The following is a 22,873-nucleotide window of genomic DNA, read 5'->3' as shown; positions in this document are numbered from 1 at the left end:
TTTTTGGCCACAGTCAAGCAGGAAAACTGTTTGCCTTGATGACGTCGCAATTCATCGCCAGTTTCCGCGCCCTATGATGAGCGGAACGTCGAACCGGGCGCCCGTGGCATGAGGGCTGGGGCTTGAATCGCGCGGGACTGAGACAGTCGCCGCGAATGGGCGTGTGCGCATTCGCGATAGCTTGGACTCTGGCGACCTTCGCGGCCTGCGCCGCGGTCGCGGCGCCCGCCATGATCCGCTACGATCACCCCGTGTACAAGAACGGCAAGCGCGTCCTGTGGCACGGGGCGTGGCGCGGGAGCGCCGGCCGCAGCTATTCGCATAACGCGCCGGCGAGAGCGACGGTTCCCGAAGCCCCCGCGGCGGCCGCAGCGGCGGCCGGGGCGGTCGCGGCGACGGCGGCTGGATCGGCCGCCGCGGGCGCGATCGGCGGCGAAACCTCGGCCCCGCTCAAGCCGTTCGCCATTCTCGCCGACCCGGGCGATCTCTCGGCCAGCCGCATGGCGCGGGAATTCGTCGAAGTCCTCGGCGACCAGGGCGTGCAGGGCCGCGCCATCGTCGGGTCGACCGCGCCGACCGGGATCGCCAGGGTGATGCGGACCGACATGGCCGATTTCGCCATCGTCACCCTCGATTCGCTCGCGGTCAGCGTCAAATACCAGCCGGACTGGCCCAAGCGCGTGCCGCTGGTCGCGCCGCTCGCGCCGGAAACCATCGAGGTCGTCGCCTCGAAGGACGTGAAGTCGCTCGCCGACCTCGCGGGCAAATCGGTCAGCTTCGGCGATCCCGACGGGACGACCGGCATCAGCGCCAAGCTTCTGTTTTCGCGATTGGGCGTGACTGTCGCTCCGACCTACGAGCCGCTGGCGGACGCCCTCGCCGCGCTCGCCGGCGGCAAGCGCGATGCGGTCGTCGTCCTCGGGGCGAGGGAGGCTCATGCGCTGGACGGGTTCGGCGGCGACGGCCGCTTTCACCTCGTCGCCATCCCATGGTCGCCGCCGCTCGAGTCGGTCTACGCGCCGGCGCGGATCGCCGCGTCCGACCGGCCGAACCTGATCCGGGCCAACGACACGGTCGAAACCGTGGCTGCGCCGATGGCGCTGGTCGCGATCGACGCGCCGGCCGGATCGCCGCGCGCTGACGCGCTCGGCCGTCTCGCCCGCGCCTTCTTCGACACCTACGAATCGACCCTGACGGCGGGGCGCGACGAACACTGGGGCGAGATCAACCTCGCGGCGGACGCTGCGGTCCCCAACGCCGACTGGCCGCGGCTGGCGGCGGCGCAGGGGTGGGTCGACGAGCGAAAGGCCTCCGCCAACGCGTCGCTCGACGCGTTCCGCGCCACGGCGAAAGCGGCCGGCGCCGGCGGCGGTCCAAAAGCCGAAGATTCCGATCGGCTTTACGACAGTCTGACGCGCTGGCGCAGCCTGCTGCAATAGAGGAGGACGAGCCCTGCCCTTCATATGGAAAGTCGCCGCGGGCGCCGTCGCCGGATGCCTCGCCGCGCTGCTCGTGATCGCCTGCTGGCCGCGGATCGAACCGTCGAGCGCTTCGCTGAAGGCGTCGGTGCAGCAGCCGGTGTTCGTGGCGCAAACGGTCGCGGCGCCGGCGGCGCAGAAGGCCGCTCCGGTCACGGCGCACGCGCTCGCCAAGGAGGCGCTCGGCAAGCTCGCGAGCGCGCTGCGGGGGCAGGCCGCCGACCAGACGCCGATCGCCTCCCTCGACATTCCGATCGAGGACGCGCGCCACCTGTGCGCCGAAGGCCTGATCGCCTTCGCCAAGGGCGACATCGCCGCCGCGCGCGCCTTCCTCAAGCGCGCCGCGGAAGACGGCGACGCCCGCGCGCTCATGGCGCTCGGCGACACCTACGACCCGACCACGCTGTCCCAGCTCGGCGCGCTCGGCCTCAAGGGCGACGAGGCGGTCGCGCGCAGCTATTATTCGCGCGCCCTCGCCGCCGGCGTCGGCGGCGCCCGCGAACGGATCGCGGCGCTCGCCGCCAAGTAGCCCGGTCCGCGCCCCCCAAATCCGGATCGACAGCGCCGGCGATCGTTCGCGCCAAGGACGGCGGCGAAGCCCTGGGCGGCGCAACCGCATCGGCCGCGTGCGGTCAGGCGAAATCGCCGTGTCGATCGGGGGGCGGTTCGACCGAACCTCCACCGGAACGCTGATGCGCGCCCGGCGTTCGCCCGACGCGAGCCTTGCAGGCTCTTGACCGCAATCGACAGAGCGGTGCAATCTCGTGATAACGCGGAAAAACGTCAAAGGAGGAAGTGTTCAATGCGTGGCGCCGCCGAACCTGCCCGACACGAGCCAGCCCCGGGGTTTCTGCTGCGGATGATGGAGGCGCGCGCGGTGTGGGAGCATTACGCCACCGTCTCGATGATGCCGCTGTGGGCCGCGGCGCCGAAGGGCGACGGGCATCCGGTGCTCGTCCTGCCGGGACTGGCCGCCGGCGACGCCACGACCGCGCTGATGCGGCGCTTCCTGTCTTCGCGCGGGTTTTCCCCCTCGGGCTGGGGTCAGGGAATCAATCTCGGTTTGCGCGAGGGCGTGATCGAGCGGGCGCACGACCGGTTGCGCGATTTGTGGCAGGAACACGGCCGGCCGGTGAGCCTGGTCGGCTGGAGCCTCGGCGGACTCTACGCCCGGGAACTCGCCAAGCATTCGCCCGAGATGGTGCGCCTCGTCATCACCCTCGGCTCGCCCTTCACTGGCCATCCGCGCGAGACCAACGCGTGGCGGCTGTACGAATTCGCCAGCGGCCACCGCCTCGACTGGCACGATTTTCACGGACCGCTCCGCTCGCCGCCGCCGGTGCCGACGACGTCGATCTTCAGCCCGACCGACGGCATCGTGGCGTGGCGGTGCAGCGTCGAGAACCGGCGGACGCTGGCCGAGAACATCGTGGTGCAATCGAGCCACCTCGGGCTCGGCGCGCATCCGGCCGCTCTCTACGCCATCGCCGACCGACTCGCGCAGCCCGAGGACCGCTGGGAGCCGTTCCATCGCGAGGGCTGGCGGCAGTTCGTCTACGGCGACCCGGAGGCGTACCGCCATCCTCGCGGGACGGCCGAGGCGCACGCTCACGCCCAGCCCGCCCCAGCCGAATAGCAGCGCGCCGCCTCGGCTAGGAATAGAGCGCGCGCAGCGTCTTCTTGTCGATCTTGCCGACCGAGGTCAGGGGAAGCTCGGCAACGAACGTGACGTTCTCGGGAATGGCGATTTTCGAGATCAGGCCGCGCTCGACGTAGGAGGCGACGTGCAGGCGGACGTCGTCTTCGCTGATCGCCTCCGGATGCTCGGGGTCGCGGATGACCAGCGCCAGCGGCCGCTCGCCCCACTTGACGTCCCGGATCGGGATCACCGCCGCCTTGCGGACCCCGGGCATTTCCATGATGATGTTCTCGAGCGCGATCGAGGACACCCATTCCCCGCCGGTCTTGACGATGTCCTTGATCCGGTCGGCGATCCGGACGTAGCCGTCCGCATCGATCGAGGCGACGTCGCCGGTATGCAGATAGCCGCCGCCCCACAAGACCTCCGACGCCTCCGGGTTGTTGAGGTAGCCGGTCGTCAACCAGGGCGCGCGCACGACGATCTCGCCCACCGCCTCGCCGTCGTGCGGCACCTCGGCCATGTTGGCGTCGACGATGCGCAGATCGACCAGCGGCGCCGCGATCCCCGCTGCGATCCGATAGCGAAGCTCCTCTTCGAAATCTCCGCCGAGATGCTTCGACTTGATATGCGACGTGGTGAGCATCGGGGCCGTTTCCGACATGCCGTAGCCGCCGAACACGTCGATCCCGCGCGCCATCGCCGCCCGCGCCAGCGAGGGCGGAAGGGCCGATCCGCCGATGACCATCCTGAGCCTGGACAGATCGACGCTTTCGCTTCCCGGCGCCGTCAGCAGCATCTGCAGAAGCGTCGGGACGCAATGGGTCCAGGTCACGCCTTCGCTCGCGATCAGCTTGACGAAGATCTCGGGCGAGTAGCGGCCGGGGAAGACGAGCTTGCAGCCCGCCAGCGTCGTCGTGTACGGCGCCCCCCAGGCGTGAACATGGAACATCGGCGTCATCGGCATGTAGACGTCGTCGCGATGGAAACGGCCGTGTTTGGGCGTCAACCCGTATTCGACGAGCACCGCCATGGAATGCATCACGATCTGACGATGGCTGAAATGGACGCCTTTCGGCCGCCCGGTCGTCCCCGTCGTGTGGAAGATCGTGGCGACGGCGTTCTCGTCGAAATCGGGGAAGGGGAAGTACGGCGACCCGATCGACAGCAACGCCTCGTATTCCGCATTCACGGACATGGCCGTCACCGGCTGGTCCGGCCGATCGAGCATGGAGACCCAGTTCCGCACCGCTTCGAGGTGGGGCCGAAGCTTCGCGACCAGCGGCGCGAAGTCGGCGTTGAACAGGACGGTGGTCGCGCCGCTGTCGACGATCGTATAGGCGATGTCCTCGGGCGTCAGGCTCACGTTCACCGTCTGCATCACCGCGCCCATCATGGGAATGGCGAAATAGCACTCGTGATAGCGGTCGCTGTCCCATTCGAGGATCGCGACCACGTCGCCCTGGTCGACGCCGATCTGCGTCAGGCCGCTGGCGAGCCGCCCGATCCGCTCGCGAAATTCCCGGTAGGTGCGGCGGCGCAGATCGCGGTAGACGATCTCCTGATCCGGCGCGCGCGTCATCGACGTATGCAGGAGGTGCTTGATCAGCAGGGGATAGACATAGGCCGACGGCGTCGGCGGAATGATCCTGACAGGCATGACGCTCCCTCCAAGTGATTCTCGTGGCCGTGCTCTAGCGGGGAGCAAAGAAACGCGCGTTGACGCGGATCAAAGGTCGGATGGTTTATACGGAGCGCGGCGGGATGTCGCGGCCGGGCGACGATCCGCGGCTGTGGTTCCCCTTAAGGGAGGCCCTTGAGGAACCCGATCAGCGCAGCGTTGACCTCGTCGGGCCGCTCCTGCTGGGTCCAGTGGCCGCAGCCCGGAATCATGATCGTCCCGCGCAGGTCGGGAACGAAGGTCGGCATGAGGTGGATCCCGCCGGCCGCGACCGTGACCACGCTGTCGCGATCGCCTGCGATATAGAGCGCCGGGACCGCGACCTCGAGCCCGTCGAACGGGGCCATCAGCGCAAAGTCGCGGTCGATGTTGCGGTACCAGTTCAGCCCGCCGCGGAAGCCGGTCCGCGTGAATTCGGCGGCGTAAAAGTCGATGTCGGCTTCGGTGAGCCAGGTGGGCAGACGCTCGGGGACCGGGCGGCGCGACAGGAAGCCGCCGTCGCGCGGAACCATGCCGACCGCCGTATCGGGCGACCCGCCGACCGGGCGCGGCGCGTCGCCCGACCCGCCGAACAGCAACGCGCGATGGGTGGCGCGCGGGTCGCGCTCGAACTCGGCCTCGGCTCGCCCCGGCTCCTGAAAGTAGAGCATGTAGAACTGCGCCGTCTCGGTCCTGGGCATCATCGCCGTGGTGATCCCGAGGCCTCGGCGGAGGAAGGGCACGCTCAGGCCCGCGACCGCGCGAAACACGTCCGGCCGCAGGAGCGCCGCGCTCCAGGCGACCGGCGCGCCCCAGTCGTGCCCGACGATGACGGCGTCCCTTGCGCCGAGCGCCGGGACGAGGGCGACCATGTCGCCGACGAGATCGAGGAGCGTATAGCGCTCGATCGCCTCGGGCCGGTCGGTCTGCCCGTAGCCGCGCATGTCGGGCGCGACCGCGCGATAGCCGGCCGCGGCGAGCGCCTGGAGCTGCCATCGCCAGGAGTACCAGGATTCCGGGAAGCCGTGGCAGAGGAGAACGAGCGGACCCTCGCCCGCCTCGGCGACGTGGTGGCGAATGCCGTTCGCCTCGACGAATCGGTGTGTGATGTCCGTCACGGTTCCCTCCGCCATGCGTCGTCGACTCGCGCGGTCGATGAGGACGCCCCGATCATCCCTTGCGCGAGGGTGACGCGAAAGCGCGCGGATCGCAAGCCGACGGAGACCGGCGCAGGACGATCGCTCGAACGTCCGCGACGCGCCGCCCCGCCTGGGAGCGAGAGAAGGCGCTTCAAGCGATTGCCCTCGACCGGCGCCTGGAACCGCGACAAATCGACCCTCGTCGCCGTCGTCGCCGGAGAGGCTCTTGATCTGCGGCCGGCTTTCGGGGATCGTGCCGCCGAACCGGCGCGCGATCCGCCCGATCGAGCGGAAGCGCCGAGGAGAGGGTTTTCGATGGAGACGAGTCTGTCGTCCGGCATCTGGGCGGGGTTTGTCGCAACGGTCTACCTGTCGCTGATCATGATCGCCAAGGCGAAGCTCGGCATGACGCCGGCCCCCGAGCGGCTCCGGGCCACGCCGGAGGCGGTCGCAACGTTGACCGGCGCAAGGCTTCCCTCGCGCGCCGGCTGGATCGGCTTCTTCGTCGTCGGGTCGGTGTTCTGGGGCGTCGCCTACGCGGTGCTGCAGCCGTTTCTCCCGGGCGAACCTTGGGTCAAGGGCCTCGTGTTCGGCGCGCTGCTGTGGCTCGCGGCGATGATCGTTTTCATGCCGCTGGCCGGCCAGGGGCTGTTCGGCAAGACCAGGGGCGTTTCCCCCGCCGTTGCGAGCCTGATTCTCCAGCTCGCTTACGGAGGCGTTCTGGGCCTCGCCTTCGCCTACTGATCGGGCGGCGCGCCCGCGACCGTCCGTCGATCGTCGGCTTGGCCGCCCAGAAACTCGGACTGGATCGATCGGACAGCGTCCGATGCGCAGGTTCGCTCTTGCTGTTCACGATCGGCGAGACGACGGGGCGGTCGTTGGGGACGCGCGCTCGCCCGCGGGCTTCGCCGGCGCCTCGCATTCTCGACCCGCGCCCGAAGGATGGAAACCCAGCTTTCTCGGCTGACGGGTTTCCTCGCTGGGCGGCAGGCCGGGCGCCGAGACCCCTCGCCGTTCGCCGCCGCCGGAACCTCGACGGGTCGCCGCGGTTGATCGTCGCGGCGCCTCGACCGGAAGGAAGCGCGGACCATGGACGCAAGCGTCTTGATCGTCGGGGCGGGCCCGACCGGGCTGGTCCTCGCGCTCTGGCTGACGAAACAGGGCGTCCCGGTGCGGATCATCGACCAGACCGCCGGGCCGGGCGCGACATCGCGGGCGCTGGCGGTGCAGGCGCGCACCCTCGAACTCTATCGGCAACTCGATCTCGCCGACGCCGTCGTGGCGAAAGGCTATGCCGTGCCCGGCGTCAGGCTGTGGCTCGGCGGCCGGGAGGCGGCGCGCATCCCGTTCGCCGCGATCGCTTCGGACCTGACCCCTTACGGCTTCCTGCACATCTTCCCGCAGGACGAGCACGAACGCCTGCTGATCGAACGGCTGGCGGCGCTCCGCGTCGCCGTCGAGCGCTCGACGGAGCTCCTGGGCTACGCCGAGGACGGCGGGCGCGTCAGCGCGCGGCTTCGCGGCCCCGACGGCGCCGAGCGCACGGCCGAAGCCGCGTTCATCGCCGGCTGCGACGGCGCCCATTCGGCGGTTCGCGCGGGATCGGCCGTGGGCTACCCGGGCGCCGCCTACCCGCAGACCTTCTACGTCGCCGACGTCGCCGGCGCCGGCCCGGCGTTCAACGGCGACCTCAACATCGAACTCGACCAGTCCGACTTCCTCGCCGTCTTCCCCCTGGCGGACGGCGGCCGTGTCCGCCTGATCGGCGCGATCCGGCAGGACGACGGGCGCGACCTCGACAAGCTCTCGTTCGACGACATCAGCGACCGGGCGAAACGGCTGCTGCGCCTCGAGGTCGAGACGGTGAACTGGTTCTCGACCTATCGCATTTCGCACCGGGTGGCCGACCATTTTCGCCGCGGCCGGACGTTCCTGCTCGGCGACGCCGCGCATATCCACACGCCCGTCGGCGGCCAGGGGATGAACACCGGCATCGGCGACGCGATCAACCTCGCCTGGAAGCTCGCGGCGGTGCTGGCCGGACGCGCCCCCGACGCCCTGCTCGACAGTTTCGAGGCCGAACGGCGCGCCTTCGCCCTGCGCCTCGTCCAGACCACCGACCGCTTCTTCAACGTCGCCGCCGCCGAGGGGCGTCTGGCCGAAATCGTGCGCACCCGCATCGCGCCGATCGCGCTGCCGCTGGCGGCGAAGCTCGAGCCGGCGCGCGACTATCTGTTCCGCACGATCTCCCAGATCACGCTGAACTACCGCGGCGAGGGCCTCGCGGAAGGCCGCGCCGGCGCGGTTCACGGCGGCGACCGCATGCCTTGGGTGAAGGCGGGCGCGGGCGACAATCATCAGGCGCTGGCGGCGATCGGCTGGAGTGCGCACGTCTACGGGGCGGCGGACGACGGCCTGCGGCAGTGGAGCGAGGCGCGCCGCGTCCCGCTCGCGGTCTTTCCCTGGGAAAAGCCGATGGGCCACGCCGGCCTGCGGGAGAACGCGCTCTATCTGATCCGCCCCGACACCTATGTCGCGCTGGCCGAAACCGCCCAGTCGGTCGACGCGGTCGAACGGTTTTTCGCCAGGACGCAGATCAGGCCCTAGCGAGGAGCCCGAGCCCGCTTGATCCGAACGGATTGCGAACGGCCGTTCGTTGCGTGGCGGTCGCGCGCGGACTATAGTCGCGGTCCGACCGGCGAGCGACCCTCCAGCGCCGCCGGCGGCAGGCGACGTCGTCAATCGGAACGTCGCCTCGCATCTGCGATCGTCTCGGGAAGGGACTCCCGCAATGTCCGGCCAAGACCTCGATCCGGTGGAATGGGAACTCGTGCGCGCCGACATCGCGATGGAGAAGGCGCGCCTGAAAGCGAATGGCGACTGGTCGAAATGGGAAGCGTTCCAGGCGCAGGCCAACGACCGCTTCGGCGCGCGCGTCCGGTCCGCCGTAGGGATGCCGCGCGGAGCGGGGCGGGAAGATCCCGAGACCGAGGCGCGTTCGGCCCTTCGGCGCCCGCTCCGGACGCCGGACCTTTCGTTCCTGGTCGCACCGTTTCGCAAGCTGCGGCGTCGCGGCCGGCCGCTTGGCTGAAGGCGCCGACGCTTCGCTGCGCGCGGAGCGCCCGTCAGGGATTCGCCACGCCGGTGACGCGGAAGGTCAGGAGATCGCCCTCGGGCTCGCGGATCGACACGTATTCGCCGACCTTGAACGTGTGGTCGCCGAAGCGGAACCCCTCGTCCTCGTCGCTCGCCGCGCCCGGCGGCGTCTTCCATTCGAACGCCCAGGTCGCGCCGCCCCGCCCTCCCGCGTGATGCACGAGGAGGCCCTGCATCGCCGGTTCGTCGCCCCAGAAGCGATGGACGAAGCACGCGCCGCGATGCGCCTTCCACGCCTCGAAATCGATGCGCCCCTCTTCGGTGAGCGGCGCGACGAAGTCGTAGCCGTGCCGGATCGATCCGTCGGGGAACGCTTTCGACCGCGCGGCCTGGAGGGTCACCTTGCGCAACGGTGCGTGACTGACCGCGGTCATCAACCCTCTCCTCGCGTGCGTCGGTCTCGTTCGGGGCCGCTCGATTCGGTCGCCACCCTATCGCATCGCCCCGTTCCGGCGCCAGAACGCTTCCACACGGCCGGGGCCGCAGCCTCGGTGTGCGCAAGCCCCCGCGGCCGCCCGGCTTCGCCGCGCCGACCCGATCGCGAGTCGCCGCGGAGCGATTCCCGACCTGTCGCCCAATCCCGTGCTCGACATGACGAAAACGCCGCCGCCGGAGCCTCGCCGGCCATTTCAGGCATGCCGCGCGCGCGCCGCCGAGACCTGCCCGCCGCAACGCGGTCGCGAACCGCGAGCGCCCGCGCGAGTCCGGCGCAAACGCATTCGCTCGGGCCTGACGGAAAGGCCGCCCCTCGCAGGGCGGCCGTCTCGGCGCCGGGTGGCCGACGCGAAAACCGAACGCTCGGGCGTTAGTCCGCGCCGCTCTGGGACGCCGGCTGGCTCTGAGCGGTCTGCTGCGTCGACGTCTGGCTGTTCGACGCCGACGTTCCATAGGGACAGGCCGACGCCGGCGCGACCGCCGCCACGAGACCGAGCCCGATCAGAAATCCGATAAGCGTCTTGCGCATGGAAACCTCCGTCTCCCCCGAGCGCCGCCGGCAGTGTAGCGCCACGGCGCAGGGGCGCAAGGCGCCCCGCCGCTCCGGGTCGCGTGAGCGCCTCACCCCTCAATCCGCCACAGCCGCCGGGCGTTGCCGGCGAACAGCCGGTCGCGCTCGTCGACCGACGCCCCGCGGGTCAGGGCGTGGGTCGCGGCGAGCCAGATCGAGAGCGACGCGGTCAGCGTGCAGACCGGCCAATCGCTGCCCCAGACGACGCGGTCCCAGCCGAACCGCTCGATCACCGGCTCGACATAGGGACGCAGGTCGGCGAGCGTCCAGGCCTTGGCGTCGAGATAGGCGACGACGCCGGAAATCTTGGCGCAGACGTTGGGGCGGCGCGCCACGTCGGCGATCCGGGCGCGCCAGACCGGCGCGAGGCTCGCGGTGACGGATTGCGCGCCGCAATGGTCGAGGACGAACAGCACGTCCGGACAGGCGTCGATCAGCGCCAGCGCCCGGTCGAGCTGATCGGGCCGGACGCACAGGTCGAACGGCCGGCCGGTCCCGGACAGCCGCCTGACGTTTTCGCGGAAGATCGGCCGCTCGCTCAACCCGTCCGGGACGTTGTGGAGGATGCGGCGAAACCCCTTGATGAACGGATTGCCGAGCGCGCGTTCGAGGAAGGCGGGAAAGTCCGGGCTCTCCGGGCGGCAGGCGCTGATCGCGCCGCGCAGGAGCGTCGCGCCCTCGATGGCCAGGTCCTCGACGTTGCGGGATTCGGCCTCGATGTCGGGCTCGGCGACGTCGACCTCCATGTGCAGCGCGCCGCCGACGCCGCAGCGCCGCGCCTCTTCCGCATAACGCTCGTAGCGCGCGTCGCGATCGAGCGCCGCCACCGCGCCGAGCCACGGGTAGCTCAGCCGGTCGCGATAGATCAGGTGGAGGTGGGTGTCGATGATCGTCGGTGAAGACATCGGTCTCGCCTTGGTTCGGACCCGACACAACGCTAGCGCGGTTCTTCCGATCCCCCAAGGCCTCGAATTCGCGCCCGGGCGCAGCCGGCGGCGTGCGAAGCAGGCCGCGCCGTTTTGACGCGGATCCTCTGTGGCCCGCCGGGGGCGCGTCCGCTAGTGTGGCCGCGGCCGCGAGCGCGGTCGGGACGAACGGAGGGCGCCGCTTGGGACGGTCGGAAGCCGGGACGAGGCGAAACGGCGGCGGCTGGGCGCTGGTGACCGGCGCGTCGGCCGGTATCGGCGCGGAACTGGCGCGCGCGTTCGCCTCGCGCCGATACGACCTCGTCCTCGCGGCCCGCCGGGAACCGGAGATCGACGCGCTCGGGCGCGAACTCGCCGCGGCCCACGCGGTCCGGGTCATGACCATGCCGGTCGACCTGAGCCTCGCCGGCGCGCCGCAGGCGATGGCCGAAGCGCTGCGCGCCGCCGGCGTCGAGGTCGCCGTTCTGGTCAACAACGCCGGCGTCCTGATCGAGGGCCCGTTCGCGACGGAACCGCTCGACGACGTCGTCAATCTCCTGCAGGTCAACGTCGTCGCGCTGACGGCGCTGACCCGGCTTTTCCTGCCCGCGATGATCGCGCGCGGCGAGGGACGCATCCTCAACGTCGCCTCGATCGCAGCCTTCATGCCCGTGCCCCGGCTCGCCGTCTACGCCGCCGCCAAGGCCTTCGTGCTGTCGCTGACCGAGGCTCTGGCCGAGGAGCTGCACGGGACCGGCGTCACGGCGACCGCGCTCTGCCCGGGGCTGACGGACACCGCGATGATGCGCGGCTCCGCGCTCGGGCGGCCGATCCCGGCGGCGATGGTCATGTCGCCCAGGGCGGTGGCCGAGGCCGGCTGTGCGGCCTGCCTGAAGGGCGAAACGATCGTCGCGCCGGGCCTCGTCAACCGGCTGATCGCCGGGTCCGCGTCGATGGCCCCGAGGCCGCTCGTGCGCGCGGTCGGCGGCGCGATGAACGGCGGCGGCTGGGAACGGCTCGCCGCGGCGCTCCGAGGCTTCGGCGGCGCGGGAGGGCGGCGGTCATGACCGCCGCCCAGGCGAACGGCGTCACGATCGAGTACGAAACCTTCGGCGCGCCGGACGCGCCGGCGATCCTGCTCGTCATGGGCCTCGGCATGCAGCTGGTCGCCTGGCCGGATTCGCTGTGCGAAGGGCTCGCGCGCCGCGGCTTTCGCGTCGTTCGCTTCGACAATCGCGACGTCGGCCTGTCGAGCCCGATGCCGTCGGCGGGGCGGCTCGCGACCTCCGGCATGATGGCCCGCGCCGCGCTTCGGCTGCCGGTGCGGCCGCCCTACACCCTCGACGACATGGCGCGCGACGCGGTCGGCCTGATGGATGCGCTGGGGATCGCCGCCGCCCACGTGGTCGGCGCCTCGATGGGCGGCATGATCGCGCAGATCGTCGCGGCCGAGCGCCCGGACCGGGTCAGGAGCCTGACCTCGATCATGTCCTCGCCGGTGCGGGTGATGCCGAAGGCGAGGGTGCTCGGCGCGCTGCTCAAGCCCCCGGCGCGCAACCGCGAGCAGGCGATCCGCCGCATGACCGCCTTCTTCCGGCTGGTCGGCGGCTCGGCCTATCCGCCGACCGACTCCGAGCTGCGGGCGAAGGTCGACCGCTCCGTCGCGCGCAGCTTTCGCCCCGACAGCTTCGCCCGTCACCTGATCGCCATCCAGACCGCGCCGAGCCGGGTCGCCCTGCTGGCCCATGTGCGCGCGCCGACCCTCGTCCTGCACGGCTCCGAGGACCCGCTGGTGCCGCTGGTCGGCGGCGAGATGACCGCCGCCGCCATTCCCGGCGCGCGCTTGCGCATCGTGCCCGGAATGGGCCATTTTCTGCCCGAGGCGCTCGTGCCGCTGCTGATCGAGGAGATCGCGGGACACTGCTTGAAGGCCGACGCCGCCGCAGAGCCTGAAACGCTTGGGGGAACGCCATGAAACGCCTGTCCGCGCTCGACGCGCTCTTTCTCTACATGGAGACGCCCGAGACGCCGATGCATGTGGCGAGCCTGACGATCTTCAAGCCCGAGGCCCCGAGCGACGACCTGTTCGCCCGCTTCCGCGCCCACACCGCCGCGCGCCTCGACCTTCTGCCGTCCTATCGCCGACGCCTCGAATCGACGCCGCTCGGCCTCGACCATCCCGTCTGGGTCGACGACCAGCCGGACCTCGACTACCACATCCGCCACGCCGCCCTGCCGAAGCCGGGGGGCATGGAGGAGCTGCGCGCGCTGGTCGCGCAACTGCACGCCGTCCCGCTCGACCGGACGCGCCCGTTGTGGGAATACACCTTCATCGAGGGGCTCGAGGACGGCGCCTTCGCCGTCTACGTCAAGGTCCACCACAGCGCGATGGACGGGGTCGCCGGGATGGCGACGATCGGCGTCATCTACGACTTCGCCCCGCAGAGCGGAGAGGAGCGCGCCCCGCGACGGCTCGTTTCGCCCGACCCCGAGCCGGTCGACGGAATCGAGATCGCCAGCACCGCCATCGGCGACTTCGTCCGCCAGGGGTTTCGCGCGGTCGCGTCCCTGCCCTCGGTGGCGCGGGCGCTGACGAAGACCGCGCCGAATTTCGTCCGCGACGCGAAGTTCCTGTACAGCTACGTCAAGGACATGCCGAGGACGCCGTTCAACGCCGCGATCTCCGGCCACAGGGTGTTCGCGACCGCCTCGCTCCCCTTCGCCGAGATCCGGGCGGTGGCGCGATCGCGCGGCGCGACGGTCAACGACGTCGTGCTCGCGCTGACCTCGGGCGCCCTCAGGCGCTATCTGTCCGAGCGCGGGGCCTTGCCGGAGAAGCCGCTGACGGCGGGCGTGCCGGCCTCGGTCCGGCCGCGGGGCGACGCCCAGCTCAACAATCAGGTGATCTTCACCGTGTCGAAGCTGCCGACCGACGTCGCCGAACCGCTGCCGCGGCTGGCCGCGGCCAAGGCCGCCGGGGAGGAGGCCAAGGCGCTGTTCTCCGACCTGCGCGAGTTCGTCACCACCAACGTCTCGATCATCGGCGCGCCGCTGGCGATCATGGGGATCGCCCGGCTGTGGGCGGGCGCGCGGGCCGCCAACTACGTCTGGCCGTTCTTCAACCTGGTCGTGTCGAACGTGCCCGGCCCGCGCGAGCCGTTCTACTGCGTCGGCGCGAAGGCGACCCACTATTTCCCGATCTCGATCCCGTTCCACGGCGGCGCGCTCAACCTCACCGTGCAGAGCTACCTCGACACGCTCGACTTCGGCCTGATCGCCTGCAGCGAGACCGTTCCCGACGCGCAGCGGATCGCCGATCTCATCGTCGAGGACTTCGCCGCCCTGAGGGCGGCGGACGCCGAGGCCGCCCGGCCCGATTTCGTCACGTCGATCGCGGTGGCCCTGGCGGCGAAGCCGCCGGCGACGCACCAGCCGATCGCGCTCGGCGAGGCGAAGCCGGAGCGCGCCGCGGCGCACGAACGCAAGAGCCCGCTCGGCCGCGAGATCGACGGGCTGGCGCAGGCGACCGAGGCCTTGCGGCGGCGGCTCGAGAGCCGCGATGCGGACGTTGCGGACGCGGCGGCGCAGCCGGACCGGCCGGTCGCCAAGGGGCGGCGAAGCGCGGAGCCGGCCGAACCGGCTCCGGAGGGAGAGGCGCCGAAGCAGCGACCGCCCGAGGCCGCGCGCGCGCGGAAGGCGCCCGCCCGCTCGCGCCAGGCGGGCCTTGCGCCGAAGAGCTAGAGCGATTTGCGCCGGACGGAAGCGCGGTAACGGTGAAATCCGATCCCGATCCTGCTGCGCCTCGGCGAAGGGCTCGCGTCAATTTGCTCTTTCGTTCGGAGTGCGACGCGATTATATATCAGTTAAACTTATGGAAATTGATCATGGAAAAGAAAGTCGTCTCGAGGGTGCGCAAGGTCGGAGGCTCGCTGATGGTCACGATTCCCAGCGACCTCGTGGAGGCTTTCGGCCTTCGGGCGCAGCAGGAGGTCACGCTGATCAGCCGCGAGGGAGAAATCGCCGTGCAACCCGTGGCCCCGCGGCCGCGCCGGTATTCCCTGGAGGAACTGATCGCCTCGATGGACCTTTCGGCGCCCCAGGCGCCCGAGGAAGCGGAATGGGAAGACGCGCCCCGCGTGGGACGGGAAATCATCTGATGAATCGGGGCGACATCTATATGGTGGACCTCAACCCGACGGTCGGCCATGAACAGCAAGGCGCGCGGCCGGTCGTCGTCCTCAGTCCCGCCGCGCTCAATCGGGTCAGCCCCGCGCTGATCGCCCCCATCACATCGGGAGGCTTCGCGGCGCGCTACGGCGGAATGGCGGTCTCGCTGACCGGCGCCGGGACCGACACAACCGGCGTGGCGCTCTGCAACCAGATCCGCACGATCGACATCAGGGGACGAAAAGGGAAGTTTGTCGAAGCGCTTCCGGATGCGGTTGTCGCGGAGATCCTCGCTCGGGTTGTCGATATCTTCGAGCTCGATAAAGCGGAATCCTGAAAGTGGCGGGGGGGCGGGCTTCGTCCTGCTCTGGGGAGAACGGCGCGTCAACCGGCTGCCAAAGCAGCTCTGCCCGGGGCGCCCCTCGATTGGAGGCGCCCGTCTCCGGCGCCTGAGCGGCGAGACGCCGCCCCTCCCGGTTGCCGAAGGCTCTCCGGCCTCGGACACGCGCAGCCCGCGCCTGCCCGACCGTCGACGAAACGGCTTCCCAAGGTAACTCCCAAGCCGGTGGCCAACAGCGCCGTCATCGCGAGCGAAGCGAAGCGATCCAGGGCCGCTGGGCCGCTGTCGCGCCCTCTGGTCGTCCAGCCGCCCTTGGTTGCGAGCAGAAGACGGAGCGATTTCTTCCGCAGGAAGCAAGCGGCGGCATGGGTTGCTTCGTCGCTTTGCTCCTCGCAATGACGGGGTTGGGAGTTACTTCCCAAGGCAAAACCCCGTTCCGGCCGCTGTTTCGATGCCGTTCGGCCCGAGAAGCGCCGCGGTCCTGGGTATCCTGCGCACGGTGGAAACGCTGTCCATGTCCCGGGCCGCAGGGCGATAACGGCGCCGCGCTCACGATGGAGAGGGTCATGCAGGATTCCGCCAAGCGCCTCGACGCCGGCGACGCCCCCGAGCCATACGCCATCGCAGCGTCGGATTCGGTCAAGGACGTCCGGCCTCTGGTTCTCAAGCACGGCGACGGGTTCGCGGTGTTCGACGGCCGCGGCGACATCCGGCCTCCCGGCGCCGAGGGCGTCTACTACCGCGACACCCGCCATCTCTGCTGCCTCGTCCTGCTGATCGAACGCCGGCCGCCGCTGCTCTTGAGTTCGAGCCTGCGCGACGACAACGCGACGCTGACCTGCGACCTGACCAATCCGGACCTGACCGACGACCACGGCCAGATGCTGCTGGCGCACGACCTCATCCACATCCGCCGTTCGCGATTCCTGTGGCGGACCGCGTGCTTCGAACGGATCAACGTGCGCAATTTCGACGACCGCCGGCGCCGGATCGAGATCGCGGTCGAATTCGCGGCGGACTTCGCCGATCTGTTCGAGGTGCGCGGATTTCAGCGCGAGAAGCGCGGCGTTGGTCACCATCCGCGCGTCGAGGAGGCCTCCGTCGTTCTCAGCTACACCGGCCTCGACGCGCGGCTGCGCACCACCACCCTGATGTTCGATCCCAAGCCCACGGCGCTCGACGGCGACCGCGCCTGCTACATGCTCGACCTCGACGCCGGCGAATCCCGCTCGATCTTCATCGAGATCGACAGTCGGCAGGGTCCTCCCGCCGACCGGGCCTACCGGGCCTACTTCCTTTCGCTTCGGGACGCCCGGCGCGAACTGCGCGCCTCCATGGCCCGGGCGGTCACGATCCAGACCTCCAACGACATCTTCAACGAGGCGGCGAGCCGCGCCATCGCGGACCTCTACATGCTCGTCACCCGCCTGCCCGAGGGTCCCTACCCTTATGCCGGCATCCCGTGGTTCAGCGCCGTGTTCGGCCGCGACGCGCTCATCACCGCCATGGAGACGCTGTGGCTCGATCCCGCCATCGCCCGCGGCGTGCTGATGCATCTCGCCGCGACCCAGGCGACCGCTGTGGACGACGCCTCGGACGCCGAGCCGGGCAAGATTTTACACGAGGCCCGGCACGGCGAAATGGCCGAACTCGGCGAGGTTCCGTTCGGCCGCTATTACGGCAGCGTCGATTCCACCCCGCTGTTCGTCATGCTCGCGGGCGCCTATCTCGAGCGGACCGGCGACATGGACGCCCTGCGCGCATTGTGGCCGAACATCGAGGCCGCGCTCGGCTGGATCGAGCGATACGGCGACCGCGACGGCGACGGCTTCGTCGAATACGCCCGGCGCAATCGCGACGGACTCGTCAACCAGGGCTGGAAGGACAGCCACGACGCCGTGTTCCACGAGGACGGATCGATGGCGCAGGCGCCGATCGCGCTGGCCGAGGTGCAGGCCTACGTCTACGCCGCCTGGCGCGCGGCCGGCGACATCGCGCGGCGGCTCGGGCGCGAGGGCCAGGCGCCGGCGTTCGACCGCAAGGCCGAGGCGTTGCGCGTGCAGTTCGACCGCCTGTTCTTCGACGAGGCGCTCGGCACCTACGTCCTCGCGCTCGACGGCGACAAGAAGCCGTGCCGGGTGCGGGCCTCCAACGCCGGCCATGCGCTGTTCACCGGGATCGCCTTTCCCGAGCGCGCCGCCTCGGTGGTCGCCGCGCTGATGGGAAGCTCGGGCTTCTCCGGCTGGGGCGTGCGCACGGTCGCCTCGACCGAGGCCCGCTACAACCCGATGAGCTACCACAACGGGTCGGTCTGGCCGCACGACAATGCGCTGATCGCGTCGGGCTTTGCCCGCTACGGCTATCGCGCGGAGGCGGGCAGGGTGTTCGAGGGCCTGTTCAGCGCGTCGACCTACGTCGACCTGCGCCGGCTGCCGGAGCTTCTGTGCGGCTTTCCGCGCAAGAAGGGGCGAGGCCCGACGTTCTATCCGGTGGCGTGCATCCCGCAGGCCTGGGCGGCGGCCGCGCCGCTGTCGCTGATCCAGTCGTGCCTGGGCATGACGCTGGATCCGTCCGCGCCGCGGATCACCTTCACCGAGCCGGTTCTGCCGCCATTCCTCGACTGGATCGTCCTGAAAGGCCTGAGGGTGGGCGGCGCGGTCGCCGAGATCGGGCTGTGGCGCTCCGATCGGCGGGTCGTCGTCGACGTGCTCGACCGGCAGGGCGCGGTCAGCGTCGTGACGACGACCTGATTGTCGCCGTCAGGCGCGGCGGCCGCTCGGCGCCGTGTCGAATGCGGGGACCGGGCGCAGCCGGCGCGCCCTTCCCCGCACGCCGGGCAGAGCCTGGTAGATCGCCAGGTAGTCGTGCGCCATGCGCTCGGCGGTGAAGCGGGATTCGAAACACGCCCGCGCCGCCCGCCGGTCGAGGCTGCGCAGACCTCGCACCGCCGCGACCGCCTCGTCGAGACTGTCGACGAGAAAGCCGGACAGGCCGTCGTCGACAATTTCCGCCGACGATCCACGACGGAAGGCGATCACCGGCGTCCCGCACGCCATCGCCTCGATCATCACCATGCCGAATGGTTCCGGCCAGTCGATCGGGAACAGCAGCGCCGCGGCGTCGCCGAGGAACTGGGCCTTGCGCCGCTCGTCGATCTCGCCGACGAATTCGACGTTCGGATTGCCCTCGACCATCGGCCGGATGCGCTCGTCCCAATAGGCCTGGTCGACGCGGTCGATCTTGGCCGCGATCTTCAGCGGCGCGCCGACCCGGGCCGCGATCTCGATCGCCCGGTCGGGACGCTTTTCGGGAGAAATCCGGCCGAGAAACGCGAGGTAGCCGCCGCCTCTCGGCGTGGGGCTGAACGGCAGGAGATCGCGCGGAAGCCCGTGGTAGACCATGCCGGCCCAGTTGACCGGCGGCATGGGTTTGCGCTGATCGAGCGAGATCGACACGAGCGGCGCGCCGGAGAACACCGAATAGAGGCGGCGCACCTCCGGCGCGTCGAGCCTTCCGTGCAGGGTCGTGACCGTGCGGTCGACGAAGTCGCGAATCAGCGGATAGTGGAGCACGTCGACATGAAAGTGGAGGACGTCGAACTGGCCGGCCATCTCGCGCACGGCGTCGAGCATCACGACCTGGTAGGGAACCGGATCCTTCACCCGGGGGTCGAGCCGCAGCGCCCGATCGGAAAACGGCAGAAGACGAGCGGCGGTGACCGAATCGCCGCTCGCGAAAAGCGTCACGTCGTGGCCTTGCCGGACCAGTTCCTCGGTCAGATAGGACACGACTCGTTCTGTTCCTCCGTAAAGCTTAGGCGGAACGCTCTCTTGGAGGGGAGCGATCTGGGCGATTCTCATGGGCTCGGCTTCTCCGTGCGCGGCGCGACGACTCGGTCCGCCGTCACGAACCCGCGAACTGGCCTTCTCGTTCCATCTGCCGACGGGGCCGCACGCCAGCGCTGCCGGACGAAGCAGGCGAGCCGGAGAAATGCGGCCGATTTGGGCGCGCCTGAAACGGCGCCGCCGACCGCCGCCGCGCGCGGCGCCGCCGCTGCGGGGATTGGTCGCGGCGCCGCTGCGCTCGCGCCGGCGTTCGCTTGCGCTATAGTCCCGGCCGGCTTCCCGCCGCTGGACAGCGCCGACCGGGCGCGTCCGGCGACGCGGCGGCAAGCGCAAATTGGGGAACGACAGATGGCTCGGCTCGGGCTGGAAACGAGTCTGATCGACCGCGACGTCTACCGCCGGACGGTCGCGCGGTTTCGCGAGGCGGGCGTCGCGCTGCCGACGTTCGCTGAGCTCGAGGACCCGTCGACAATTCCCGCAGGCGTCGCCGCGCGCCTCGCCGAGGTCGACCCGGACGCGCCCCACCCGCTCAATCTGTTTCGCGTCCACTGGTTCAACGACGAGTCTCGCCGCGGCCTGTCGCCGATACCCGGCGCGATCGAATTGCCGCCGGAGCTTACGGAAACGCCGGCGCGCATCATCCTCGCGCTCGGCGAGCGCTTCCCGATGATCCGCGCCCACAAGGTGCTGGCCGCTTACGGCTGCCTCGCGCCGCGCGTGGTCACCGGCCAGTTCGACCCGACGCGCCACCGCGCGATCTGGCCGTCCACGGGTAATTATTGCCGGGGCGGCGTCGCCATCTCGCGCATCCTCGGCTGCCGCGGCGTCGCGGTGCTGCCGGAGAACATGAGCCGCGAGCGCTTCGACTGGCTCGGGCGCTGGGTCGCCGAGCCATCCGACATTATCCGCACCCCCGGCTCGGAGAGCAACGTCAAGGAGATCTACGACGCCTGCGCCGAACTCGAGCGCGACCCGGTCAACATCGTGTTCAACCAGTTCTGCGAATACGGCAATTATCTCGTCCACCGGCTGTGCACCGGCGCCGCGCTCGAGCGCGTGTTCCACGCCGCAGCCGTCGGCCGGCCGCGGACGCGGCTCGCGGCCTTCGTCTCGGCGACCGGCTCGGCGGGCACGATCGCCGCGGGCGACCACCTGAAAGCTGCGCTCGGGGCGCGGATCGCGGCGGTCGAGGCGGTCGAGTGCCCGACCCTGCTGATGAACGGCTTCGGCGAGCACAACATCCAGGGCATCGGCGACAAGCACGTGCCGCTGATCCACAACGTGATGAACACCGACGCGGTCGTCGGCGTCAGCGATCGGGCGACGGACACCCTGCTCACGCTGTTCAACAGCGACGAGGGCCGCCGGTACCTCGTCGAGCGGCGCGGCGTCGATCCGGCGCTGGTCGCGACCCTCGGCGCCTTCGGCATTTCCAGCATCGGCAACATCGTCGCCGCGGCGAAGCTCGCCAAGTACTACGACCTCGGGCCGGACGACGTCGTCCTCACGGTCGCCACCGACAGCGCCGAGATGTACGGCAGCGAGGTTTCCAAGGCGACGGCGAAATATTTCGGCAACCGTTTCGACGCCGTGGCCGCCGGCGAGACGTGGGGCCGCCACATGGCCGGCGCGGGCGTCGACCACGTGCTCGAACTCACCCACGTCGATCGCAAGCGCATCTTCAACCTCGGCTATTTCACCTGGGTCGAGCAGCAGGGGGTGTCGCTGGAGGATTTTTCCGTTCGCGCCAAGCAGACGTTCTGGGACGGCCTGCTCGATCTGGCGCCCGCTTGGGACGCCATGATCGAGCGGTTCAACGCGGAGAGCGGCGTCGCCGCGCGCTGGTCGTGACCGGGGCCCAGCCGCTCCGGTTCGTCTGCCACGGCTGCGGGACGAACGTCGACCCCGCGAGCGCCTTCCCGTTCGCCTGCCCGGGCGCGGGCGCCGGCGACGACATCGACCACGTGCTGGTCGCGCCGCCGCCCGAGGCGGACTTTGAACAATACGAATCGGAAGTGTCCCGACCCCTCACCCGTCGGCCCGTAGCCCGTCGAGAGACGGGCGTCCCGCCGGACGCCCTATCGGCCGACACCCTCTCCCTGAGGGAGAGGGGCGACGTGGCGCCGCCTTCGATCCCTTCCCCCTCCGGGGGAAGGTGGCGCGAAGCGCCGGATGAGGGGGCGCCGGATCAGGGGCCGCCGCCCGCGCCCACGCCGCGGCATCCCGACATCGGCGCCGAGGACAACCCGTTCCTGCGCTACCGCCGCTGGCTGTCGCCGTATCGCCTCGCGAGGTCGCGCGGCCTGTCGGACGGCGCCTGGCACGACGTGGTCGGCGAACTCGACGAGGCGCTGGCCTCCATCGACGGCCGCGGCTTCCGCCGCACGCCGTTTTCGCATGAGCCCGGCCTCGCCGCGGCGCTCGGCGTCGCCGGGCCGCTGTGGATCAAGGACGAGACCGGCGCCGTGTCGGGCTCGCACAAAGCCCGACACCTGATGGGCGTGATGGCCTATCTGCGGGTGCTGGAGATCGCCCGTTCGCCGCTCGCGCAGAATCTGCGCGCCCGCCGCCTCGCGATCGCCTCGTGCGGCGCCGCCGCGCTCGCGGCGGCGGTCGTGGCGCGCGCCGCCGACTGGCCGCTCGACGTGTTCATTCCCGCCGACGCCGAGCGCAGCGTCGTCGCGCGCCTGCGCGACCTCGGCGCGACCGTCCAGATCTGCGAGCGCCGGCCGCGCGAGACCGGCGACCCCTGCGTCCACGCCGCCCGTCGCGCCGTCGCCCGCGGCGCCATCCCGTTCGGCGTGCAGGGGCCGGACAACGGCGCGGCGATCGAAGGCGCGCGCACGCTCGCCTTCGAGATGGCCGAGACGCTCGCCGCCGAAGGCGCCGACATCGAAACTCTGTACGTGCAGGTCGGCGGCGGCGCGCTGGCGAGCGCGCTGGCGCAGGGCTTCGCCATCGCGGCCGCGGCCGGGCTGATCAGTCGCGCGCCGCGGCTGATCGCGGTGCAGAGCGCGGGCTGCGCGCCGCTCGCGCGCGCGTGGACGCGGCTCGAGGGCGTCGCGCTCGACAAGGCCGCGCGGAGCCGGTCGCGTTTCATGCAGCCTTGGGACAAGGCGCCCGCGAGTCTCGCCCACGGCATCCTCGACGACGAGACCTACGACTGGTTTGAGGTCGTCAAGGCGATGCGCGACAGCGAGGGCGAGGTTGTCGTCGCCGACGAAAAGGCGATCGAGCGGGCGTTCGGCCGCGCGCGCCAACACACCGGCGTCCGGGCTTCGGCGACCGGCGCGGCCGGCCTCGCAGGCTTGCTCGTCAGGCCCGCGGCCGGCGCGCTCGCCGCGGTCCTCTCCGGGATCGACAGGGGGGACGGGTGAGCCGCGAAGCCGCTCCCTGCCGGGCGCGGTCGCCGGCCGCGCCGCGCCGCCACTCCTGCCGCCCCCGCTCGCTGACTGCGCCAGGGCGGGCTCAACGAGCCCGCCCGACAAGGCTGCTGTCCTCGCGACCCTCCCCGTCCTGCTCCCCATCCAACCCATCG

General features: G+C 70.6%; 20 protein-coding genes. 14 read left to right on the top strand and 6 right to left on the bottom strand.

Going from position 1 to position 22,873, the window contains the following annotated elements; genetic code table 11:
* Positions 1 to 161: 161 nt before the first annotated feature.
* The 3 genes from DFR50_RS24220 to DFR50_RS24210 all read left to right on the top strand — a co-directional run bounded on the left by DFR50_RS24220 (position 162) and on the right by DFR50_RS24210 (position 3,114).
* Positions 162 to 1,439: a TAXI family TRAP transporter solute-binding subunit gene (locus tag DFR50_RS24220; protein WP_170153374.1), complete on the top strand. Its 1,278-nt coding sequence runs from the start codon at positions 162 to 164 to the stop codon at positions 1,437 to 1,439.
* Positions 1,440 to 1,512: 73 nt separating this feature from the next.
* On the top strand, positions 1,513 to 2,007 hold the full coding sequence (locus DFR50_RS24215; protein WP_113891840.1) for a hypothetical protein: 495 nt from the start codon (positions 1,513 to 1,515) through the stop codon (positions 2,005 to 2,007).
* Positions 2,008 to 2,280: 273 nt separating this feature from the next.
* A complete protein-coding gene (locus tag DFR50_RS24210; RefSeq protein ID WP_245428105.1) occupies positions 2,281 to 3,114 on the top strand; it encodes an alpha/beta hydrolase in 834 nt (277 codons plus the stop codon).
* 16 nt (positions 3,115 to 3,130) lie between these two features.
* Here DFR50_RS24210 and DFR50_RS24205 read toward each other — a convergent pair whose 3' ends face one another.
* Both DFR50_RS24205 and DFR50_RS24200 read right to left on the bottom strand, forming a co-directional pair.
* Complete coding sequence (locus tag DFR50_RS24205; RefSeq protein WP_113891839.1) at positions 3,131 to 4,777, bottom strand: fatty acid--CoA ligase; 1,647 nt, start codon at positions 4,775 to 4,777, stop codon at positions 3,131 to 3,133.
* A gap of 143 nt (positions 4,778 to 4,920) precedes the next feature.
* Positions 4,921 to 5,895, bottom strand: a complete 975-nt coding sequence (locus DFR50_RS24200; RefSeq protein ID WP_113891861.1) for an alpha/beta fold hydrolase — start codon at positions 5,893 to 5,895, stop codon at positions 4,921 to 4,923.
* Positions 5,896 to 6,231: 336 nt separating this feature from the next.
* On the opposite strand from DFR50_RS24200, the gene DFR50_RS24195 reads away from it, so the two are divergent.
* From DFR50_RS24195 to DFR50_RS24185, 3 genes are all read left to right on the top strand, one after another.
* Positions 6,232 to 6,660 (top strand): DUF6789 family protein, encoded by a 429-nt coding sequence (locus tag DFR50_RS24195; protein WP_147262885.1) that lies wholly within the window; start codon positions 6,232 to 6,234, stop codon positions 6,658 to 6,660.
* A 345-nt stretch (positions 6,661 to 7,005) separates the two neighbouring features.
* Positions 7,006 to 8,523 carry an FAD-dependent monooxygenase gene (locus tag DFR50_RS24190; RefSeq protein WP_113891837.1) on the top strand — a complete coding sequence of 506 codons (1,518 nt, stop codon included), beginning with the start codon at positions 7,006 to 7,008 and terminating at the stop codon, positions 8,521 to 8,523.
* Between the two features lie 184 nt (positions 8,524 to 8,707).
* Positions 8,708 to 9,007 (top strand): hypothetical protein, encoded by a 300-nt coding sequence (locus DFR50_RS24185; protein WP_113891836.1) that lies wholly within the window; start codon positions 8,708 to 8,710, stop codon positions 9,005 to 9,007.
* 34 nt (positions 9,008 to 9,041) lie between these two features.
* On the opposite strand, the gene DFR50_RS24180 is transcribed toward DFR50_RS24185, so the two are convergent.
* From DFR50_RS24180 to DFR50_RS24175, 3 genes are all read right to left on the bottom strand, one after another.
* The gene (locus tag DFR50_RS24180) at positions 9,042 to 9,446 is read right to left on the bottom strand and encodes a hypothetical protein (protein ID WP_113891860.1); all 405 of its coding nucleotides are present in this window, start codon (positions 9,444 to 9,446) and stop codon (positions 9,042 to 9,044) included.
* A gap of 431 nt (positions 9,447 to 9,877) precedes the next feature.
* Positions 9,878 to 10,036, bottom strand: a complete 159-nt coding sequence (locus DFR50_RS32275; protein WP_170153372.1) for a hypothetical protein — start codon at positions 10,034 to 10,036, stop codon at positions 9,878 to 9,880.
* Positions 10,037 to 10,128: 92 nt separating this feature from the next.
* Positions 10,129 to 10,983 carry an amidohydrolase family protein gene (locus tag DFR50_RS24175; protein ID WP_113891835.1) on the bottom strand — a complete coding sequence of 285 codons (855 nt, stop codon included), beginning with the start codon at positions 10,981 to 10,983 and terminating at the stop codon, positions 10,129 to 10,131.
* Between the two features lie 203 nt (positions 10,984 to 11,186).
* On the opposite strand from DFR50_RS24175, the gene DFR50_RS24170 reads away from it, so the two are divergent.
* From DFR50_RS24170 to DFR50_RS24145, 6 genes are all read left to right on the top strand, one after another.
* Positions 11,187 to 12,050 carry an SDR family NAD(P)-dependent oxidoreductase gene (locus tag DFR50_RS24170; RefSeq protein WP_113891834.1) on the top strand — a complete coding sequence of 288 codons (864 nt, stop codon included), beginning with the start codon at positions 11,187 to 11,189 and terminating at the stop codon, positions 12,048 to 12,050.
* Complete coding sequence (locus DFR50_RS24165) at positions 12,047 to 12,958, top strand: alpha/beta fold hydrolase (protein ID WP_113891833.1); 912 nt, start codon at positions 12,047 to 12,049, stop codon at positions 12,956 to 12,958. The genes DFR50_RS24170 and DFR50_RS24165 overlap by 4 nt, the downstream gene beginning before the upstream one ends.
* Positions 12,955 to 14,724, top strand: coding sequence for a WS/DGAT/MGAT family O-acyltransferase (locus tag DFR50_RS24160; RefSeq protein ID WP_113891832.1), 1,770 nt, complete (start codon positions 12,955 to 12,957; stop codon positions 14,722 to 14,724). Before DFR50_RS24165 ends, DFR50_RS24160 begins: the two co-directional genes overlap by 4 nt.
* 143 nt (positions 14,725 to 14,867) lie before the next feature.
* The gene (locus tag DFR50_RS24155) at positions 14,868 to 15,140 is read left to right on the top strand and encodes an AbrB/MazE/SpoVT family DNA-binding domain-containing protein (protein ID WP_113891831.1); all 273 of its coding nucleotides are present in this window, start codon (positions 14,868 to 14,870) and stop codon (positions 15,138 to 15,140) included.
* Complete coding sequence (locus tag DFR50_RS24150; protein WP_342634578.1) at positions 15,101 to 15,487, top strand: type II toxin-antitoxin system PemK/MazF family toxin; 387 nt, start codon at positions 15,101 to 15,103, stop codon at positions 15,485 to 15,487. Before DFR50_RS24155 ends, DFR50_RS24150 begins: the two co-directional genes overlap by 40 nt.
* A gap of 557 nt (positions 15,488 to 16,044) precedes the next feature.
* Entirely contained in the window at positions 16,045 to 18,240 is a 2,196-nt protein-coding gene (locus DFR50_RS24145) for an amylo-alpha-1,6-glucosidase (RefSeq protein WP_113891829.1), read from the top strand.
* Between the two features lie 9 nt (positions 18,241 to 18,249).
* Here DFR50_RS24145 and DFR50_RS24140 read toward each other — a convergent pair whose 3' ends face one another.
* Positions 18,250 to 19,350, bottom strand: coding sequence for a glycosyltransferase family 4 protein (locus DFR50_RS24140; RefSeq protein WP_113891828.1), 1,101 nt, complete (start codon positions 19,348 to 19,350; stop codon positions 18,250 to 18,252).
* 333 nt (positions 19,351 to 19,683) lie between these two features.
* Between DFR50_RS24140 and DFR50_RS24135 the strand changes: the two genes are divergently transcribed.
* Positions 19,684 to 21,186: a pyridoxal-phosphate dependent enzyme gene (locus DFR50_RS24135; protein WP_113891859.1), complete on the top strand. Its 1,503-nt coding sequence runs from the start codon at positions 19,684 to 19,686 to the stop codon at positions 21,184 to 21,186.
* The gene (locus tag DFR50_RS24130) at positions 21,183 to 22,712 is read left to right on the top strand and encodes a pyridoxal-phosphate dependent enzyme (protein WP_170153371.1); all 1,530 of its coding nucleotides are present in this window, start codon (positions 21,183 to 21,185) and stop codon (positions 22,710 to 22,712) included. The genes DFR50_RS24135 and DFR50_RS24130 overlap by 4 nt, the downstream gene beginning before the upstream one ends.
* The last annotated feature ends 161 nt before the right edge of the window (positions 22,713 to 22,873 follow it).

Origin of the sequence: Roseiarcus fermentans, assembly GCF_003315135.1 — a bacterium.
Taxonomy (GTDB): Bacteria; Pseudomonadota; Alphaproteobacteria; order Rhizobiales; family Beijerinckiaceae; genus Roseiarcus; species Roseiarcus fermentans.
The sequence above is the reverse complement of the archived record's forward strand: the minus strand, read 5'-3'. Positions and strand labels throughout refer to the sequence as shown.

Coding starts and splice junctions, on each gene's coding strand:
- DFR50_RS24210 (WP_245428105.1), top strand. CDS start 2,281: ATGCGTGGCGCCGCCGAACCTGCCCGACACGAGCCAGCCCCGGGGTTT.
- DFR50_RS24205 (WP_113891839.1), bottom strand. CDS start 4,777: ATGCCTGTCAGGATCATTCCGCCGACGCCGTCGGCCTATGTCTATCCC.
- DFR50_RS24180 (WP_113891860.1), bottom strand. CDS start 9,446: ATGACCGCGGTCAGTCACGCACCGTTGCGCAAGGTGACCCTCCAGGCC.
- DFR50_RS24190 (WP_113891837.1), top strand. CDS start 7,006: ATGGACGCAAGCGTCTTGATCGTCGGGGCGGGCCCGACCGGGCTGGTC.
- DFR50_RS32275 (WP_170153372.1), bottom strand. CDS start 10,036: ATGCGCAAGACGCTTATCGGATTTCTGATCGGGCTCGGTCTCGTGGCG.
- DFR50_RS24195 (WP_147262885.1), top strand. CDS start 6,232: ATGGAGACGAGTCTGTCGTCCGGCATCTGGGCGGGGTTTGTCGCAACG.
- DFR50_RS24135 (WP_113891859.1), top strand. CDS start 19,684: ATGGCTCGGCTCGGGCTGGAAACGAGTCTGATCGACCGCGACGTCTAC.
- DFR50_RS24175 (WP_113891835.1), bottom strand. CDS start 10,983: ATGTCTTCACCGACGATCATCGACACCCACCTCCACCTGATCTATCGC.
- DFR50_RS24155 (WP_113891831.1), top strand. CDS start 14,868: ATGGAAAAGAAAGTCGTCTCGAGGGTGCGCAAGGTCGGAGGCTCGCTG.
- DFR50_RS24165 (WP_113891833.1), top strand. CDS start 12,047: ATGACCGCCGCCCAGGCGAACGGCGTCACGATCGAGTACGAAACCTTC.
- DFR50_RS24145 (WP_113891829.1), top strand. CDS start 16,045: ATGGAGAGGGTCATGCAGGATTCCGCCAAGCGCCTCGACGCCGGCGAC.
- DFR50_RS24150 (WP_342634578.1), top strand. CDS start 15,101: ATGGGAAGACGCGCCCCGCGTGGGACGGGAAATCATCTGATGAATCGG.
- DFR50_RS24160 (WP_113891832.1), top strand. CDS start 12,955: ATGAAACGCCTGTCCGCGCTCGACGCGCTCTTTCTCTACATGGAGACG.
- DFR50_RS24140 (WP_113891828.1), bottom strand. CDS start 19,350: ATGAGAATCGCCCAGATCGCTCCCCTCCAAGAGAGCGTTCCGCCTAAG.
- DFR50_RS24185 (WP_113891836.1), top strand. CDS start 8,708: ATGTCCGGCCAAGACCTCGATCCGGTGGAATGGGAACTCGTGCGCGCC.